13 protein-coding genes are annotated in these 18,000 nt (G+C 40.1%); 5 read left to right on the top strand and 8 right to left on the bottom strand.

What is annotated here, in order from left to right; all coding sequences use genetic code 11:
• Positions 1-3: 3 nt before the first annotated feature.
• Positions 4-726: an osmolarity response regulator transcription factor OmpR gene (gene ompR / locus MTCD1_RS13270; RefSeq protein WP_057182753.1), complete on the bottom strand. Its 723-nt coding sequence runs from the start codon at positions 724-726 to the stop codon at positions 4-6.
• Positions 727-871: 145 nt separating this feature from the next.
• Positions 872-1,393 (bottom strand): hypothetical protein, encoded by a 522-nt coding sequence (locus MTCD1_RS13265; RefSeq protein ID WP_057182755.1) that lies wholly within the window; start codon positions 1,391-1,393, stop codon positions 872-874.
• Between the two features lie 392 nt (positions 1,394-1,785).
• On the opposite strand from MTCD1_RS13265, the gene MTCD1_RS13260 reads away from it, so the two are divergent.
• Positions 1,786-2,268 (top strand): TlpA disulfide reductase family protein, encoded by a 483-nt coding sequence (locus MTCD1_RS13260; RefSeq protein ID WP_057182757.1) that lies wholly within the window; start codon positions 1,786-1,788, stop codon positions 2,266-2,268.
• Between the two features lie 2 nt (positions 2,269-2,270).
• Here the strand turns inward: MTCD1_RS13260 and MTCD1_RS13255 are convergent, their stop codons facing one another.
• A complete protein-coding gene (locus tag MTCD1_RS13255) occupies positions 2,271-4,955 on the bottom strand; it encodes a beta-N-acetylhexosaminidase (RefSeq protein ID WP_057182758.1) in 2,685 nt (894 codons plus the stop codon).
• Positions 4,956-5,187: 232 nt separating this feature from the next.
• Positions 5,188-6,024, bottom strand: coding sequence for a mechanosensitive ion channel family protein (locus tag MTCD1_RS13250; RefSeq protein WP_057182760.1), 837 nt, complete (start codon positions 6,022-6,024; stop codon positions 5,188-5,190).
• Positions 6,025-6,199: 175 nt separating this feature from the next.
• On the opposite strand from MTCD1_RS13250, the gene MTCD1_RS13245 reads away from it, so the two are divergent.
• On the top strand, positions 6,200-8,764 hold the full coding sequence (locus MTCD1_RS13245) for a DUF748 domain-containing protein (protein ID WP_057182762.1): 2,565 nt from the start codon (positions 6,200-6,202) through the stop codon (positions 8,762-8,764).
• A 44-nt stretch (positions 8,765-8,808) separates the two neighbouring features.
• Positions 8,809-9,531: a potassium channel family protein gene (locus MTCD1_RS13240; protein ID WP_057182764.1), complete on the top strand. Its 723-nt coding sequence runs from the start codon at positions 8,809-8,811 to the stop codon at positions 9,529-9,531.
• Positions 9,532-9,680: 149 nt separating this feature from the next.
• Here MTCD1_RS13240 and MTCD1_RS13235 read toward each other — a convergent pair whose 3' ends face one another.
• The 4 genes from MTCD1_RS13235 to MTCD1_RS13220 all read right to left on the bottom strand — a co-directional run bounded on the left by MTCD1_RS13235 (position 9,681) and on the right by MTCD1_RS13220 (position 15,289).
• A complete protein-coding gene (locus tag MTCD1_RS13235) occupies positions 9,681-11,678 on the bottom strand; it encodes a glycoside hydrolase family 3 protein (RefSeq protein WP_235013369.1) in 1,998 nt (665 codons plus the stop codon).
• Positions 11,679-11,689: 11 nt separating this feature from the next.
• On the bottom strand, positions 11,690-12,346 hold the full coding sequence (elbB, locus tag MTCD1_RS13230) for an isoprenoid biosynthesis glyoxalase ElbB (protein ID WP_057182766.1): 657 nt from the start codon (positions 12,344-12,346) through the stop codon (positions 11,690-11,692).
• Positions 12,347-12,539: 193 nt separating this feature from the next.
• On the bottom strand, positions 12,540-13,778 hold the full coding sequence (locus tag MTCD1_RS13225; RefSeq protein ID WP_057182768.1) for a multidrug effflux MFS transporter: 1,239 nt from the start codon (positions 13,776-13,778) through the stop codon (positions 12,540-12,542).
• 5 nt (positions 13,779-13,783) lie between these two features.
• Positions 13,784-15,289 carry an aminotransferase-like domain-containing protein gene (locus MTCD1_RS13220; RefSeq protein WP_057182770.1) on the bottom strand — a complete coding sequence of 502 codons (1,506 nt, stop codon included), beginning with the start codon at positions 15,287-15,289 and terminating at the stop codon, positions 13,784-13,786.
• Positions 15,290-15,433: 144 nt separating this feature from the next.
• Here MTCD1_RS13220 and MTCD1_RS13215 point away from each other — a divergent pair, with 144 nt between their 5' ends.
• Together MTCD1_RS13215 and MTCD1_RS13210 are read left to right on the top strand one after the other, a co-directional pair.
• Entirely contained in the window at positions 15,434-16,351 is a 918-nt protein-coding gene (locus MTCD1_RS13215; protein ID WP_057182772.1) for a DMT family transporter, read from the top strand.
• Between the two features lie 528 nt (positions 16,352-16,879).
• Positions 16,880-17,848: a class 1 fructose-bisphosphatase gene (locus tag MTCD1_RS13210; protein WP_057182774.1), complete on the top strand. Its 969-nt coding sequence runs from the start codon at positions 16,880-16,882 to the stop codon at positions 17,846-17,848.
• The last annotated feature ends 152 nt before the right edge of the window (positions 17,849-18,000 follow it).

Below are 18,000 nucleotides of genomic sequence, written 5' to 3'. Positions count from 1 at the left end.
AAACTAAGTAGAGCTACCGTCAGGGACAAAAACATAACCTAAACCCCAAACTGTTTGCAGATATCTAGGTTTAGCGGGGTCAACTTCAAGCATACGGCGCAATCTTGATACTTGTACATCAATGCTGCGCTCTAGCGCCGAGTAGTCTCTACCACGGGCAAGATTCATTAGCTTATCACGTGACAATGGCTCTCTAGGATGGGTGACCAGTGCTTTTAATACCGCAAATTCACCACTGGTTAATGGCATACTAACATTATCTTTTTTCATTTCTCGGGTCGCCAAATTTAACTCGTAGCCACCAAAAGTAACAATATTCTCTTCTAATGAAGGAGCACCAGGTGCTTCTTGCTTGCGACGACGTAATACTGCTTTTATTCGAGCCAGTAACTCTCTTGGGTTAAAGGGTTTGGGCATGTAATCATCCGCACCTAGCTCTAAGCCAATAATTCTATCTACCTCGTCTCCTTTTGCGGTTAACATAACAATGGGAATATTATTTGAGTTTTGACGTAAACGGCGACAAATGGATAGACCATCTTCACCTGGTAACATCAAATCGAGCACTAATAAATGGAAATTCTCACGTTCGAGTAATCGATCCATTTGTTCAGAGTTGGCGGCACTACGTACAGTAAACCCTTGCTCAACTAAATAACGCTCTAACAATGAGCGTAAACGCATATCATCATCAACTACTAAAATTTTAGGTGTCTCTTGAGGCATATTTTTTTCACCTTACACGGCTTGTGGTTCATTATATTTATAGAGTTAACGCTACTATAAGTGATATTACTTGCAATAAGAAATTCGCAAAAGTAAAACTCCTTAAGTATTTGTTACAATTTATGTAATTCTTCAGGCCAAGGGGCTATTTCAGATAGTGAATACTTTGCTGGGTAACGCATTGAGTAAAGCTTTTTTGACGTTCCTCACGGGAAAGCGCAGACACAGATTTTTTTACTAAAAGCATTTTTTGCTCGCGCTCTACTTTTGGCAAATGGGCCAATTGCTGATGAAAACAACCAAACAGACCAAAATTTAAGGCCACATCCGATTTCATCGAGTCCTCAGCTAAGCAAGCAGCTAGTTTTTCTGCCAAAATATTTTTATCCATCTCGGTGATTAAATAATTAAGCTTATAATCGACCTTGTCACTTGCTCGCACTTGGTTACAACTAAAGAACATATCAGCAACGGCAACAATGGGCATCAATTGTTGATGTTGTTTACTAAAGCGCTTTGTTAGCCATTCATTATGTGCTTTATCACTCACATCAGCATTAGCGGAGGTGAGTGCCGCAGTAGTGTTGGTCGAAACAAGCCACCAAGCGTGGCTGGGCAAGGCGTAACAAGTACAAAAAATTATTAATAATTTCAACTCTATTTTCATATAATTAGACTCTATAAATATTATTCCATAAGATTTAATAACAATAAGCGGACTGTCTATTTCCGTTTAAACTCAGTATATACCGAAACCACTTTCAGGTGCAGGGTTGAGCTGGCATTAGCAACGCCTGTAGAGCGGTATTACTTGCACAGCATGGTTTTTTCACTGTCTATGCTCAAGATCAAAAACTGAGGGGAAATTGTCTCTGCATTATCTGTTAAGGTACTTGTATATCATCGGCATGCTTTACTAAGCTAGATCCAGCTTACGTCCTTGTCGAACTCAATAAGCTAGTATAAAGTACTACTATAATCACCCTAGTGGGCCTCTGAAAGACGCAGTTTTAAATAGCTTGGCTATAGAACTTATGTATAAATCATATAGGAAAGAGTATGCCCTATTCCCTGAAAACCTGTGCAAAAACAGTATTAATAAGCTTTTTACTAATACTTAGTGCTCTGCCTAGCAATGCTAATGCCAATGAACCAATGGAAGAATTTGAGCAGGCCATGGCAAAATACCAAGGCAAGATAGTCTATTTGGATTTTTGGGCTTCTTGGTGTGTGCCTTGTCGTAAGTCATTTCCCTGGATGAATGCCATGCAAAGCAAGTATCAAGAGCAAGGTTTTGTCGTGCTGAGTATTAACCTTGATGCACAAGCAGCACTAGCTGAGCAATTTTTACAACAAACGCCAGCAAATTTTGCCGTCATTTTTGATGCTAAGGGTATCTTAGCTAAAAAATTCCAACTAAAAGGCATGCCCAGCAGTTACTTATTTGACCGCCAAGGCAAACTCATTAGCGCACACAGCGGTTTTAATGGTAAAAAACAGCAAAAATATCAGCAAGAAATTGAAAAGGCTTTAACACAATAAGGTTACTTGGTTACTGTCATAGTACGGCCCACACGCTTTTTATCTAAGGTACGGGCGCGGACCTGTACTGGGCCCGTTACTTTTACTGGCTGTTGATAAGTTTGCCACAACTTGTTCTGCTCACGATATTCAATAGCTAAACCTTTAAGCGCGATATTGGCCGATAACACCCCAGCAGTAATTTTTGCACCCACAGTCGGCAGACGATAAAACACGCCAGCAAGATCTAATTTAGCTAATTCTTTGCCACCAATGGTTAGCGAGAAAGCTAACCATTGCTTATCGCGACTATGGCGAAGTTGCTCAGTAAAAATATTGCTGTCTTTACTGTATTGCCTACCTTCAGCATGATAAGGCACTTGCCAACTGGCTTGATGCCAAGCACGCTCCGCCAGCGCCAATAACCTAGGGTAGATCATGTATTCAGCCTGTTGATCGCTACGAACAATTTCGCTCCACAATTGTCCTTGAATACCACTGATGGTAAAGTTTTCTGGTAGCGGTCGATGACTTATTTCGCCCAAGTTATCCACTTGCGGTTTATCGTTAGCAATATAATTTTTAGCTAAGGTATCCAAGCGAAATTCAGCATGAATGGGTAAATTATCTGGCATAAAATTAAACAATGTGCGAGTGGTAACGCGCCTTGATGCCCAGTTATAACCGCGCTCTTTTGGGTCGATTTGATAAGGAAAGTCAAAATAAAGTACATCCGGTGTTGCTAACACAATATGCCAATTACGATGGGCTTGCTCACTGACTTGTTTATGTGCGCCCCAAGGTAGTGCATCCCAAATATAAGAATAAACATCAGCGGGCATCTTAGTGACATCGGTTTCTTTTAAGCCATCATTCCAACCACCCACAGCAATACCTTTACTAGCCACCATATGTGACACACGCTCGATGAAATACGCACCTAAATTTTTGCCATCAGCAAAGTCATTACTTTTATCGGCGATTAAAGCCTGACAAACTGGTGATTCCAGCCAAGCGCCAGCGGTTTCATCGGCGCCAATATGATAAAGCGCTAGTGGGTGTTCCGCTTGTTGATGCAAAGCTTTTAAGTCTTCTAACACCCTCTCAACAAAAGTGTACGTCGACTCCATGCAAATATTTAAGGTGTTATCGTTATAGTTTTGAATTGAGCTATATTGAGTTTTATCATCAAAGTCTGTTAGCAGATAACGTTTAGCGGCAACTTCATTGTCTTGACTCATATAATAATGATAACGTGCTTCCATTGCTTTGATAGCTGCTCTTGAGTGCCCAGGCATATCTAATGAAGGAATAACTTGGATATGATGCTTGCTCGCCATACGTAATATTTCTTGGTAATCGGCAACACTATAATAACCATCGCTGTCGCTGGCACCACCGCCTAATTGTGGCTGCAGACATTGCTGGTCTGCTAAGTCTAAGCAGCGCTTAGCACCAACTTGCGTTAGTTCAGGTAAACTGGGTAGCTCTAAGCGCCAGCCTTCATCTTCAGCCAAATGTAGATGGAGTTTATTCAGCTTATAGGCGGCCATTTGCTTTATAAGAGCAAAGATAAATTCTTTACTATGGAAATTTCTCGCCACATCAACATGTTGACCACGATAACTATAATGAGGCTGATCCTCTATCTTCATTAACGGCACTTGAGTCGACCCAAGAGTGACTAAGCTGGCTAAACTTTGTAAACCATAAAATGCCCCAGAGCTATCTTGCGCCTTAATGATGATAGCGCTGTCATTGATGATTAATTGATAATGGCCAGCACGCCAAGTAGAATTTTTCTGGTCATTTAATTCAATAAGGACAGCAACACCCGTTTTACTTTCGGCTATACCCAATAGTGCTAAGCGCTCAAAGGCGGCAACTAATGCTGAGTATTTAATGCCGCCACTCAGTTTAACCTGCAAACCTGAGCTAAGATTTAAGCGCGCTATTTTGTCGGTAATCTCGACAAATTGCGGTGTTGGGATTATGGCAAAGTCTAAGTGACTGTCGTCAATAGGTAACTGTGGTTCATTATTATAAAGCCATGCTGTCGATGCGTATTGGTTGCTGTCATCGGGTGCTGATTTTATTTGTTTAACTGTATCCGTAAAGGCTACCACCCAAGGTTGAATTTCTAAGCCCGTTTCTGCATCGATTTTTGTTGTCGTGCTAGCGATAATTGCGGGTGTTAAACCCGCCATAGCCAACCAATAGTTAGGCATTAACTCTGACTCGGTAATCAGGGTACTTTTAACCCATAACTTTACCTTGCGACTGAGGCCAGCTTTAAAGCCAGTAAAGCTCTTTTTCGGGGTGATTTGATGGATGTCACCATTGATATGCTGCAAATTAAAGTCTGCACTGCTGCTAGCGTATGCTGGATATACCTGAGAAAAGTTAACTTGCCAAGCTTGCGCATTACTAAAATAAACTTGCTCGGTGTGCACTAGGTTAAAATGAATTTCAGCGCTATAACAGTGCTTAACTTCTTCGCCGTTAAGCTCTGGGCAATCCGTTTCGACATTACTGAGAAATTGATACTTAACCACTAGCTTATTAGCGAGTTGCTCAAGTTGCTGTTGATCGCTTAATCGCGAGACTGAACTAACAGTTTGTTTTGCTGGCTGGTCAGTTTCACCACCACAGCCAGCTAATATTAAGCTAACAAAAAGCAGTGAAATTTTTAGAGCATAGTGAATCATATAGACTTTTCTCATAAATAAGGCATGGCATCAATATAAACCAGCCTGATGCAAGCAACAAATTCCGATGCTGTAATCACCCATAAGACGGTAATTACAGCCATAATAGCGGAGGCTAAGCCAACAGGATAATAGCCAATTGCTCTTTAAATGCTTAGCCAATAAAAAAGCCTATCTCAATAAACTGAGATAGGCTTTTTAGCGCACATTAGCATGATTGCAGAATTAGCTATTAAGTACTCGGCGTTTGATGGATATGCACATCACGTTGTGGAAATGGAATGCTGATACCCGCTTTATCAAACTCAAGCTTCACTTTTTCCATCATATCATAGTAAACACCCCAGTAATCTTCTACTTTTGTCCATGGGCGAACAAATAAATTTACTGAGCTTTCACCGTGTTCACCCACCCAAATATCAATGGCTGGATCTTTTAATACACGTTCATCTGCTTCTAACAAGGAACGTAATAACGCTTTCGCTTTGCCAATATCATCGTTATAACCAATGCCAAAAACCATATCAACACGGCGCGTACCATTAATATTAACATTCGTGACACAGCCATTAGATAGCAAACCATTAGGTATGATAATACGCTGATTATCAAAGGTTTTTAATATAGTATTGAAAATTTGAATTTCTTCTACCGTACCAACATAACCTTGCGCTTTAATGGTATCACCGTTTTTAAATGGACGAAATAATAAAATTAACACGCCACCTGCAAAGTTAGCCAAGCTACCTTGTAGCGCTAAACCGATAGCTAAACCTGCGGCACCTAACACGGCAATAAGCGAAGCGGTTTGAATACCAATCATGGAAGCAAAAATGATAATTTGAATGGCTTTTAATAAGGTATTTAAAATACTTAATAAAAAGCGATGTAAGGTGATTTCAACTTCGTTCTTCGATAAACCTAATTCAACGAGATTAAGCAACCTTTTGATAATGAAGTTACCTACTAGGTAAACAACAATCGCTAATAAAAACTGGACACCAAACTGTAAGCCCATATCTCCGAGCATTTGCACGTAATGTTCGATTTTTTCTATATTGATTTCCATGAAAATGATATCCTAAGCCATGTTAATTAACAGTTAATTACAATATTAACCTTTAATTCACAATAGTAAGCTTTCTACAAAATGGTGTAAATTATATTTCGCTTTATTTTCAGCCGGCAAGGGCAGAGTTAAACACACCTTAAATATTGATTATCAACAAGGAACGTCCTCAATTATGGCAAGCTTGCTATCTTTTTTTACTCACAAATTTTTCAAAATATTGTTAGCTTTATATCTAGGTTTGTTTTTGCTTATTTGGCTAATTTCTTCACCTTTAGCTAAATATTTAATCTCCCCCATTTTAGCAGAGCAGCAATTACACTTATCTGATGATGCTAGCATACGTTTTAATCCATTCTTAATGCGCCTAACACTAAGCGACATCAATTTAATCAGTAATAAAGATACTCAGCCAGAGACGGTTTTTTCACTAGCAAAACTCAAACTTCAAATTGAGCTATGGCAGTTAGCCTTTGATAAAATAGTGTTGAGTGAGTTTTCACTTACTAAAGGCTCATTAAAAGTTACTCAGCATGATGGCCATCTAGTTATTGCCGGCATAGAAATCCCCCATTCAACAGCAGCTGAACTTAATACTGAGCAGAGTACCGAACCAACGAACGACCAAGCAATAACAGAAGCAACAGCTGAGACAGCGACAGATTTTTCTTATCAACTAGTACTACCTCATTTTCTATTGAGCAAGTTTCAGATTGAAATAGAAATAAGCAACCAAGAACAAAAAAGCAAAAACCACCATATAGAAATTGAAGAACTATCATTAAGCCTAGTCAAAGCAACACAAACGCAGCAAGAAGGTAACTTAGCGTTAACGGCATTAATTGATAAAAGCTCTTTAGCTCTTTCAGCCAATGCCCAGTTAACATCAGGTAAAGGTGATATACATAGTCAGCTTAGTTTAACAAACTACCCGATTGAAAAATTAGCGCGTTATGTTGAGCAACTGACCGAACTTAAAGGCTCGTTATCTTTTAATAGTCAGCACACTATTACTCTGGCCGAACAAGGCACAAGTATTCGCGTGAAAAAGGCCAATTTAAATGTACAAAACCTAATAGTAGGCCTTGAGCAACAGCACTTAACCCTCAATAACTTAGTATTACATTTCAGCGAATTTGCTGTTGATTTACAAGACAACTTAATTACTCACTTAGCTGGAACAAGCAGCCTAATATTAACCGAGGCAGTCCTGAGCCAAAAGGAGAGTAAAGCGACCATTATCGCGTTTAAACAGCTTAGCCTAGCTGATATCAATTTTGTCTTAGATGACGAACCCAGTATTGATATTACCGATATAATACTGGATGAATTTTTATTCTCTAAAAAAGCCAACTTAACCGACGCCGTCGCTCGAAAAGCCATGGCTAAAATTAACCAGCGTTCCGCCGAAGATGGACTTGATATTGCGGCGGAAGAAATTGTTAAACTGCCGCCGGTAATGCAGTTAAAACAATTAACGCTAAATAACCTGCATATCCATGAAAAAAGTATAACCATCAATAGCATTATCTTTGACACCTTAACTGGCGATATTATTGTGAAAGAAAACAAAGAAATTGCCAATTTAATTGCTTTGGCTAATAAATCAGCCGAACAAAAAACTGCTGAGCCAGCGACTACAGAAAACGTCATAGTGTTAGCAGAACACACTGCCCCTAAAACAGAAAAAATAGCGCATGATGGCTTTACTTTTAGCTTCAAAGAGTTGCATTTTATCAATGAGAGTGCTTTGAACTTTACCGATTTCAGTGTTGAGCCCATCTACCAACGTACTTTATTTATCGACACCTTTGATATTGGCGCCTTGAGCAACGCTAAAGAAAAACAAGCAAAACCAACCCCCTATACCCTGGTTGGCCGAAGTAATAAATATGCCAATTTTAACTTATCAGGCTACTTGCAACCTTTTGCCACTGTGCCTAGCTACCATATAAAAGGCGATTTTAAAGAATTTTCATTACCGGCAATCTCTTCTTATCTGAAAGAGTCTACTGGTCTTGAAGTTAAAACTGGACGACTTAATACCGCCTTAGACATAACATTAATAGGTGATGAACTTGCTGGTAACGTAGTGGTTTTATTAGAGGGTTTAGAAACAGGTTTTGTGGACAGTGAAGAAGCTGGCAGCTTAATTGACCAAGGCGCATTGCCCTTAAATATGGCCATGGGTATGTTAAAAGATAGTGATGGTAATGTTGAGCTTGATGTACCGATAAGTGGCTCTACTGCAGACCCTAAATTTGGCTTAAGCAGTATTGTTACCTTAATCACCAAAAAAGCCATTATTTCTGCGACCCAAGATTACCTGCTGACCACTTTTGTTCCTTATGCCAATATAGTCTCTATCGCAATAACGGCCGGTGAATTTGCCTTAAAACTACGCTTTGATGACTTAGACTATCAAGTAAAACAAGTGGCACCAGGTAAACACCAAGCCGCCTACTTAAAAGACTTTATCGCTTTGATGCAAGATAAAACAGATACCCGAGTAACGATTTGCGCCATTAGTACACCTGCGGATATTGGTCTTAAGGCCGGGGTTAGCGTTAGCGACAAAGCCGCGATCAAACGTTTAATCAACCTAGGTGAACAGCGCGAACATGCCTTAAAAGACTACTTAATTGACCACGGTAACATCGAATCATCACGCATATTATTGTGTAAACCACAAATAGATAGCGATAAGGGGGCAATGCCACGTATTGCCATCTCGGTATAACCTACTAATGCTTAACGGATAATTGAGAAACACTTTTGAAAAAAATGACTCGCCAAGATAATTTTATTTATCTCACGTTTGCTTTAATATTATTATTACTGGGCACGTCATTAGCTCAACAGTTTTTTGACGATGCAGTGCCGCGTTTGGTGCAATCGACCATCATAGTGACTCTGTTAGTGGCTGTCTGGGGCGTAGACTCTAAAGATTTTGTCTTACGTAAAACCTTTATTTTCCCCTTGGCTATTTTGGTATTCTCGTTTTTTGGCGCCTGGCTCGATGATGCTGGCTTTGATCAATTGTATTTACTGTTACTACTGAGTTTCTTTGTTTCGAGCGCCTTGCGCACGGCAAAACAAGTGTTATTTACTGGTGATATTGATGGTAATAAGATTTTAGGTGCCATTTGTTTATATTTATTAATGGGCCTAATTTGGGCGGTACTATACACCCTAGTACAACTAAGCTTTCCCGGCTCTTTTACTAATATCAGCAGTGATAGTGCCTGGTTTACCTTGTTTCCTGATTTTATCTACTTCTCGTTTGTCACCATTACCACCTTAGGTTTTGGCGATATTGCGCCACTGTTACCTATTTCTCGATTTTTAGTCTATTTCGAAGCCATCGTTGGCCAGTTTTATTTGGCTATTTTAGTGGCAAGTCTAGTAGGCTCACATATGAGTAACTTTGGTAAGAACGATAACTCAGCTAAGCAGGCGAAACTCAGCAATACACCGACAAAAAAACACCCGCTAAATAATAATTAATTAAAGGCAGGGACAGGCAAGCATTAACTACTGCTCAGGCATTTAAACGCCGGGTTATTGACCTGCCATCTTGCTAGGTGCCATTGGTGCTATATTATTATTCTGCTGTTATCGGTTTATTTTTGGCGCAGTAGTTTTAGCAATAACCGCTAATTTTTCAAGGTCACGGGCAGCTTACCTTGCGCTTTTCCTTCGTTAAAAATCACCTGCAGACTAGCATTAAAACCAGGGCTTATCGCCTGTTGATGATTATCTTGATAGATCCTATCATCAAAATTCAACAAGACGACATCCGCTAAGTTACTATATTCATTTATCAAGAAAGGTGATCCCTTAGCAATAAGTATTACCGGAGTATTTAGCTTATTAGCCACCGTAAGTTGCTGCTTCAATAAGCTCCCATAGCTTAACTTTTGCTGTTGTTGCGCTGCGCTACCGTAACTAGGTGTTAAGTCATCCATCCCGCCTAAATCAACCAAACTTGCGGTTTTGATATCCACAGTAGCAATAACAATATCGGCATTATTTATTAAAAGCTCAGTCTCAACAGTAGCCTTGGTCGTGTCAGCAACAAAGTGACTTATTTTTATAGTGGCCAACTCTATTGAGCATAGTTTTGTCGCTAAGGCATTAGTTGCCGCATACGTTAGCGCGACTAATTCTTGCTGATTGGCCACGACAAAATGTAAGCGTTTAATGGCTGAGACATTAAGCGGTAGCAGCTGGTTATTTTTCAATAGGGTCACGGCGGCATCTGCCAGAGCTTGCTCGGTATTAATATGCTGTTCATTGGCAATAATAGCTTTAGCTGTTAGTACTTGCTGTGCTAGTGAGTCATTACTTATTGTTATATATTGTTTTTTATAATCATTAAGCCTAGCTATTGATTGCTCAAATTCAGCCAACTGATAATCACCCTGCTCAATACGCTGGTTTAATTCCTTGGCGACGGCTTTAATAAAGATATTAAAGGCAGCAACATCCTCTGGGGTTCGAACCTTAAACGGCATAACAGCAAGATCGGCGCCAGCGATAAAGGTTTCGACCACGGCTTCAACCTCGCTAAAAAAGTGGCTAATGCCGGCCATATCTAGAGCATCGGTAGCAATAATGCCCTCAAAAGCCATTTCACCCCTTAACAAGTGAGTTAAAATTTTACGGGACATGGTTGCTGGCCGAATGAGTTTTTCGCCACTTCTACTGACAAAAAAACTGTCATCCAGGGCCGGATATTGAATATGAGCCGTCATGATCATCGCTGGCTTAGCGTGTTTAATGGCCCAAACAAAAGGGGCCAGATCAATTTTATCTATGCTAGCTCTATCATGGTCAACGCGAGGTAAACCTAAGTGACTATCAACATGAGTATCGCCATGGCCGGGGAAGTGTTTTAACGTGGCCATCACACCTTGCGCTTGTATAGCGTTAACTGCGCTAGCGCCCAACTCAGCCACTTGCTGTGGCGACTCACCAAAAGAGCGAGTATTAATCACTGGGTTATCAACATTGGTATTTACATCAACCACGGGCGCATAGTTATTATTAATACCTAAGGCTTTTAGCTCTTTGGCGATAACACTATTTACTTGCGTAGCAAAGTGAACTCCGTGCTGGGGATAGCTAGCGCCAATGGCCATATTACCCGCAAAGCCGGTCATTTTAGCAAAACGGGCAACACGACCGCCCTCTTGATCCATAGAGATAATTAATGGCTGGCCTTGATCTGATTTTACTGCCGCTTGTTGGATGTCATAAGTTAACTTAACCACTTGTGCTATCTCTTGCACATTTTCAGAAAATAACACAATACCACCAACATTGGTGGTGCTAATCAATTGTGCCAGGGCTTGGGGAAGTTCGGTAACGGCTTGTCGACAATGTTTTGCTGTCGGCACACTAGGTTTGCCATTTATATCTGGGCAAAAGTAGCGTATATCTAGGGACATTTTTTCGGCTATTTGTCGCTCAAACTTGCTAAAAACTAATGTTTTAGATAACAAAGTGCTGCTGGACTTATTATTAGGAGTCATATTTTTTATTGTCGCCTGGCTTTGACCAGCGCTTAGCGCCATTAAAGCTATTATAAACGTACTTACCACAAAATAAGTGGCTGTTTTCTGCGGTAGCTTATTGGCGCGTTTAGCCATCAACATAATACCTATTCGCTAAAGGCAAGCACATATTTTACCAGTTTATTAATACCCACTGCCGCTTCACTAATCGAATCAGCTAACATATACGCGGGTGTCGTCACCACTTTATTCGCTTCGTCAACCACGACATTTTCAACAGCACATTCAATATGAGTTAAACCCTTAGCGCTAATTAACGCTGCCGTCGCATTATCTTTGCCAATAGTACCTTTTACGCCTTTAGGGTATACCAGGGGTAATAAAGCAGGCGCTATACACATATAACCGGCCGGTTTTGCTACCTTAGCAAAGGCTTTAGCCGCGATAAGCACTTGTTCATTAACACTATAATTATCATTATCTAAAGCAAAACTGCTTAAGTTTTTAGCGGCGCCAAAGCCGCCAACAAAAATGATAGCATCGAAATCTTGCTCACGTAATTCAATTAAATCATCAACATCGCCACGATTAATGCGCGCAGCTTCAACCAAGACATTACGGCTTTCATCTTTGCTCACTTCACCGTTAAGGTGATTAATAACATGATGCTGCGCTATATTTGGTGCAAAACAACTATAGCTTGCGCCCTGCTGTTCTATCGCCAATAAGGTTAATACTGCTTCATGAATTTCACTGCCGTCGTATACACCACAACCGCTTAAGATAACCGCTATATTTTTCATTATTTATCCTTTGTATTTAACTGTATTGACTAACGCTTTGTCTCTGTTGTAATTTGGTGTTGCTGAGTAAACAAGCGAGACGCATAAACCCATCCATGGGGCTTCACACAAGCATCCTTGCTTGTGAAACTCGCTTTTATCACTTCAGCAATACTTTCTTTTAAATCAGACGATTACCGTATAGAAGATAGTATTATAGAGCAGAGTTAATTTTTGTTGATTTACTTTTATTGTTAAACCATACAATTAACTGACAGCATAACACTACCAATACCGCGAATAACATTAACAAGGCAAACGGCTTAGCGCTGCCATCATAGAAAAACGCCAGAATAGGACCAGCTAAAGCGCCAATGCCCCAACGAAGGGTACCTATTACTGCGGTAACCGTACCCGAGTGTTCGGGAAATTTGGTAAGAATTAAAGCATCACTATTTACCGCGATCAAGGAGATACTGCCCATTAACGGAAAAATCGCCACCACGGTATACACTAAGGGTAATTGTAATACATTCACCAATGCTAAAGCTGTGGCAGCAAAGACTGCAAGGCTTAAACCACAACGCAACATAGTTCGAGAGCCTTTGTGCACGACAAAGCGGGTATTGGTAAAATGTGCAATCATTAAGGCGAAAATATTTAACGCGAATAACAAACTAAAGCTGTACTCAGAGACAGCAAAAACCTTTAAATACACATAAGGGATAGCGGTAATGTAAGCAAAGAAAGCCAGTGATATCATCATTGAAGTAATAATATCTAACCTTGCCTCAACATTGCCTAAAACAATTTTATAACGGTGAATAAAGCTCAATTGCACTTTTACTTTAATGGTTTTTTTTTCAGCTCCTACACTAGCAATACTGCCGGCATCAGGTAAATACTTCATCACTAACAACAAGACGATAAAGCTATAAGCCGCTAGTACATAAAAAATCAGCTGCCAGCTATGAGTTAGCAATAACACACTGCCAATACCGGGCGCTACCATAGGTGCTAACATCATGATCATACTGACATAAGAAAGCCCTTTAGCAGTGTCTTTACCGTAATATTCACGCACAGCACCCGGTACTACCACAGTTGCCGCGCTACTAATAAAGGCCTGCATAAACCTGACCGTTAAAAATTGCTCAATATTACTGACCATAGGCAGTAATAAACTGCAAATAACAAAACCGCCAATGCCGAGTATGACTAATTTTCGGCGCGAATATTTATCCGCCATAGGGCCAAATAAAATCAAGCCCAAGGCATAGCCAAGTAAATAAACACTCAAGCTATTTTGTATCATGCTCATTGGCGTATTTAAGTGCTCAGCCAAGGCTGGCATTGCCGGCAGGTACATATCAACAGCAAGCGGAGAAATCGCTAAAACAGCCGCCAATAGCGGCAATAATAACTTTAAAGAGACTTTAAGTTGTGTTGTCATAACCCTTACACCAACTTGGCTGTTTTGCTGTGCGGTTGTTTTTGCTGCGTTGCAAGTAATATTTTTTGCTGACTAGTGAATTCAAACACCAATGCACCTAATGTTTTAATCGCCGTTTCAACCTCCTCGCCCCATTGCACGCCAAAGCTGACTCGCATGTAGTTTTGATATTTTCCTGAGGGAGAAAATATTGCTCCTGGGGCAAAACTTACCCCTTGGTCTAAAGCCTGTTGAAAAAACTCACCGGTATTGACATGTGATTGACAACGCAGCCACAGCACACTGCCCCCTTGGGGTTTTGAAATACACACCTCTTTAGGAAAGTGTTCCGCAATTGACGCCCGCATGCGTTCACAGTTATACGCTAGGTTTTTTCTCAAGACACAAAGATGGCGATCATAATCGCCGCTGAGCAAGTATTCATTTAAGGTCAACTGCTGCAACATTGAGGTAGAACAGGATTGTGCCCGCTTAATGCGCTTAGCTTGTTCCTCAAACTTACCTGGCAACAACCAACCAATGCGATAACCTGGTGCGGCTGTTTTTGAAAATGACGAACAGGTCATCACTAGACCCTTTTCAGAGTAAAGCTGAGCCGGTTTCGGCTTTTTGTCGGTAAAATATATCTCGCTATAAACATCATCTTCAATCAAGGGGATATTATGCTGCTCTAATAGCATCACCATAGCTTGACGTTGCTCATCTGACTTCATTGAACCAAGCGGATTATTTATTGCCGTAGAAAATAAACAGGCGGCTATCTTATGTTGGCCAATGGCCTGTGATAACTCATCAAAACCAACACCGTCTTCGGTACAGGTATAGACTTCTAAGGCTTTCATGCCCAAGGTTTCAATCAATTCGATAATGCCAAAAAAACACGGCGATTCGATGGCAATAATATCACCGCGTTGGGCGACACATTGCAGCGCAATAGATAATGCTTCTTGGGCACCATTAGTGATAACAATATCATCTGGATGTATATCAACACCTTGATCTTGATACCTGAATGCCAGCTGCATACGTAACTTGGCATCACCGGTAACTGGGCCATAACTCACTGCTTTTTCTGATACTTTACTTAACACCGAGCGCATTAATCTGGCAAGGGTCTTGTCGGGTGGGTGTGCCTGAATAGGATTAGAGATGCCCAAGGCCACTGTATTAGGTAAATGCACAGCGGCATGAACTTGCTCGATCATGCTACGCCCTTTTACTTCTGCTGGCTTGCATTGTGACCATTTGGCTGGCCTGGGTTTTAATGTTCTTGCTTGTGCCGCTTGTAGATAATAACCCGACTGTGGCCTGGCACTTACCCGCCCTTGTCGCTCTAATTCAATATATGCTTGTTTCACTGTTGGAACACTGATTTCGAACTGGCGGCTTAATTTTCGTAGACTAGGCAATTTATCACCGGGTTGCAACGCACCAATTTTTTGCTGGTGCTTGATAAAATCAATCACTTGCTGATACAAATATGCCGAAGAACTTTTATCTAATAACTTCATCTATTTTCTCATAGTATACGCCTTGATTATAAGCATAAACTGTATAGGTTACATTTTCAGTTTTCTGTACATGTCATTAAATCAAATTATCATTACAATGTCACTTTTATCCAGTTATATCCCAGTTATAAGGTGTAAAAGTTAATGAGCAATAGTATTTTATATATAATTACGGTAATTATTTGGGGCTCAACTTGGATCGCTATTAATTATCAATTAGGTGAGGTAGCCGCTGAAGTATCTATTGTTTATCGCTTTGGTTTAGCCGCGTTAGTCATGTTTGCTTATTGTCGTTTTAAAAAATTACCACTGTCATTTTCGGCCAAACAGCATCTGCAACTATTAGCCTTTGGTTTGACCTTATTTGGTTGTAACTATTATTTGCTTTATAACGCGCAAACATATATTAATTCGGCCTTAACAAGTATTGCGTTTTCGACCCTGATGATAGTCAATATACTTAATGCTCGCCTTTGGTTTAAAACCCGTATTCCTAGCCAAGTTTATCTTGGGGCTGCCCTCGGTTTAGTCGGCATTATCACGCTATTTTGGCCACAAATAAGCAATGTCGAGTTTGCTGACAATACCTTATTGGGCCTAGGCTTGTGTTTCATTGGTGTTCTATTTGCTTCTACCGGCAACATGATTTCAATTAAAAATCAGCATAATAATATGCCGGTATTACCTGCCACTGCTTGGGGTATGTTATATGGCTGTTTATTTATGTTAGTGGTAGCACTTGTTCAAGGTCAAGAGTTTAACTTCTCTTATACCCTGCCCTATATTAGTTCATTATTATATTTATCAATATTTGGTTCAGTTATCGCTTTTGGTTGTTACTTAACGTTACTGGCGCGTATTGGCGCTCATAAAGCATCTTATACGACGATTATGTTTCCTGCCGTTGCCGTGGTTATTTCAAGCGTGGTCGAAGGTTTTACTTGGGATAATTATACTTTTATTGGCTTAGGCTTAATGTTAGCGGGTAATTTGGTGGTACTAGCCAACCCGGGAATATTAAAACGTTTCAGTTTTAGCCGTTTAAAAACCAGAGAAGTGTAGCAAAACACTTAAATTAATCCCGATAGGCATGTTAAAGCAAAGGACAAACTTGCTATAATATACCCGTCACCATTCAAAGTGCTCGATTTCAGTGGGAATTAAAATGGCTTTAGGCAAGGAAAATAATTGAAGCATAGTCATGCTATGGTTTCATTATTTAACGCGGTATAAAGTCAATTTAAACCCATCGAAGAAGCGTTTGAGCAACATCACTTCATCGTTGCTGTAACTCATAATGGAACAACCATTATTTCATCACAGCGCCTTGCATTGAAATTGCTCAAGCACTCTGAAACATGCATATTGAATGGTTACGGGTATAAATAGCCGCTACCAATCAAGATGCATGTTGCAAAGTGCTCTTTCAACGGTACCGGCATATAAGTCGCTTCAAATGATTAGATGAAACATGAGACGACTTTGTCTTAGATATTAGTCGGTAAAATTTGCCTTGTTCTCGGGTAAATTGATACCGCCAAACTAATTCAAACTTAGCCAATCAACTTTAAAAGTAATTTAGGTAACCTAATGCAACGACTAGCCCCAGCTTTACGTCAAGACAATGTACCTCTTGATTTAATTTCATTAATAAAAACTATTTTAGCTGCCACGAAAGAGATTTCGTTTCGTGTTAGCCAAGGCCACTTAGGTGATGTCATGGGCTCAACCTTGGATGAAAACATTCAAGGTGAAGTGCAGAAAAAATTAGATGTGATTGCTAATGATTTATTTAAAGATATCTTACTTGAATCTGGTTTTGTTAAAGCCATTTCATCAGAAGAAGAAGACCATTCAGTTGCTGGTGATGAAAACGGTAAATATATTGTTTCTTTTGATCCCCTTGATGGTAGCTCGAACATCGATATCAATTCATTAATTGGTACTATTTTCTCCATTCATGAAGCACCTACAGATATTGCTGCTGGTGATGATGATATGTTCAAACAAGCAGGTAATAGCCAAATTTGTGCTGGTTATGTGCTTTATGGCCCATCAACTATGTTAGTGATGACCACAGGTAGTGGTACACACTTTTATGTCTTAGATAGAACACATGGTGGTTACTTATTAGTAGAACGTAATGTGCAAGTACCTACCGATACGCAAGAGTTTGCCATTAACATGTCAAACCAACGTTTTTGGCAAGCACCAATGCAAAACTACATTAGTGATTTACTCGCTGGTGATACCGGTCCACGTGGTAAAAACTTTAATATGCGCTGGATTGCGGCCATGGTGGGTGATATTCATCGAGTATTATGTCGCGGTGGTATTTTCACTTACCCAGCTGATAGCAGAAAAGCAGAGCAACCATACAAGCTACGTTTAATGTATGAAGCCAATCCGATGGCATTTTTACTTGAACAAGCTGGCGGTTTAGCCATGACTAGTCAAGGCCGTATTATGGATATTGAACCCGATAGCATACATCAACGTGTTGAAGTTATTATGGGCTCTAAAAACGAAGTAGAAAAATGTTTAAGCTACTATAAATAACCTCAACTCGGCTTAAGGTAAGGAAGAGCCATGTAGCCGAGTTCGCGTTAATTAAAACTGCTCAGTAAAATACTGACTGAGAAAATAGAGCCAATAAAAAGGCTTATTGTTACCAACAATAAGCCTTTTTTATCTCTACACCTTTGTCTTGT

It is taken from the genome of Colwellia marinimaniae (assembly GCF_002207865.1).
Classification (GTDB): Bacteria; Pseudomonadota; Gammaproteobacteria; order Enterobacterales; family Alteromonadaceae; genus Colwellia; species Colwellia marinimaniae.
This window is presented reverse-complemented; position numbering and strand designations above follow the sequence as displayed.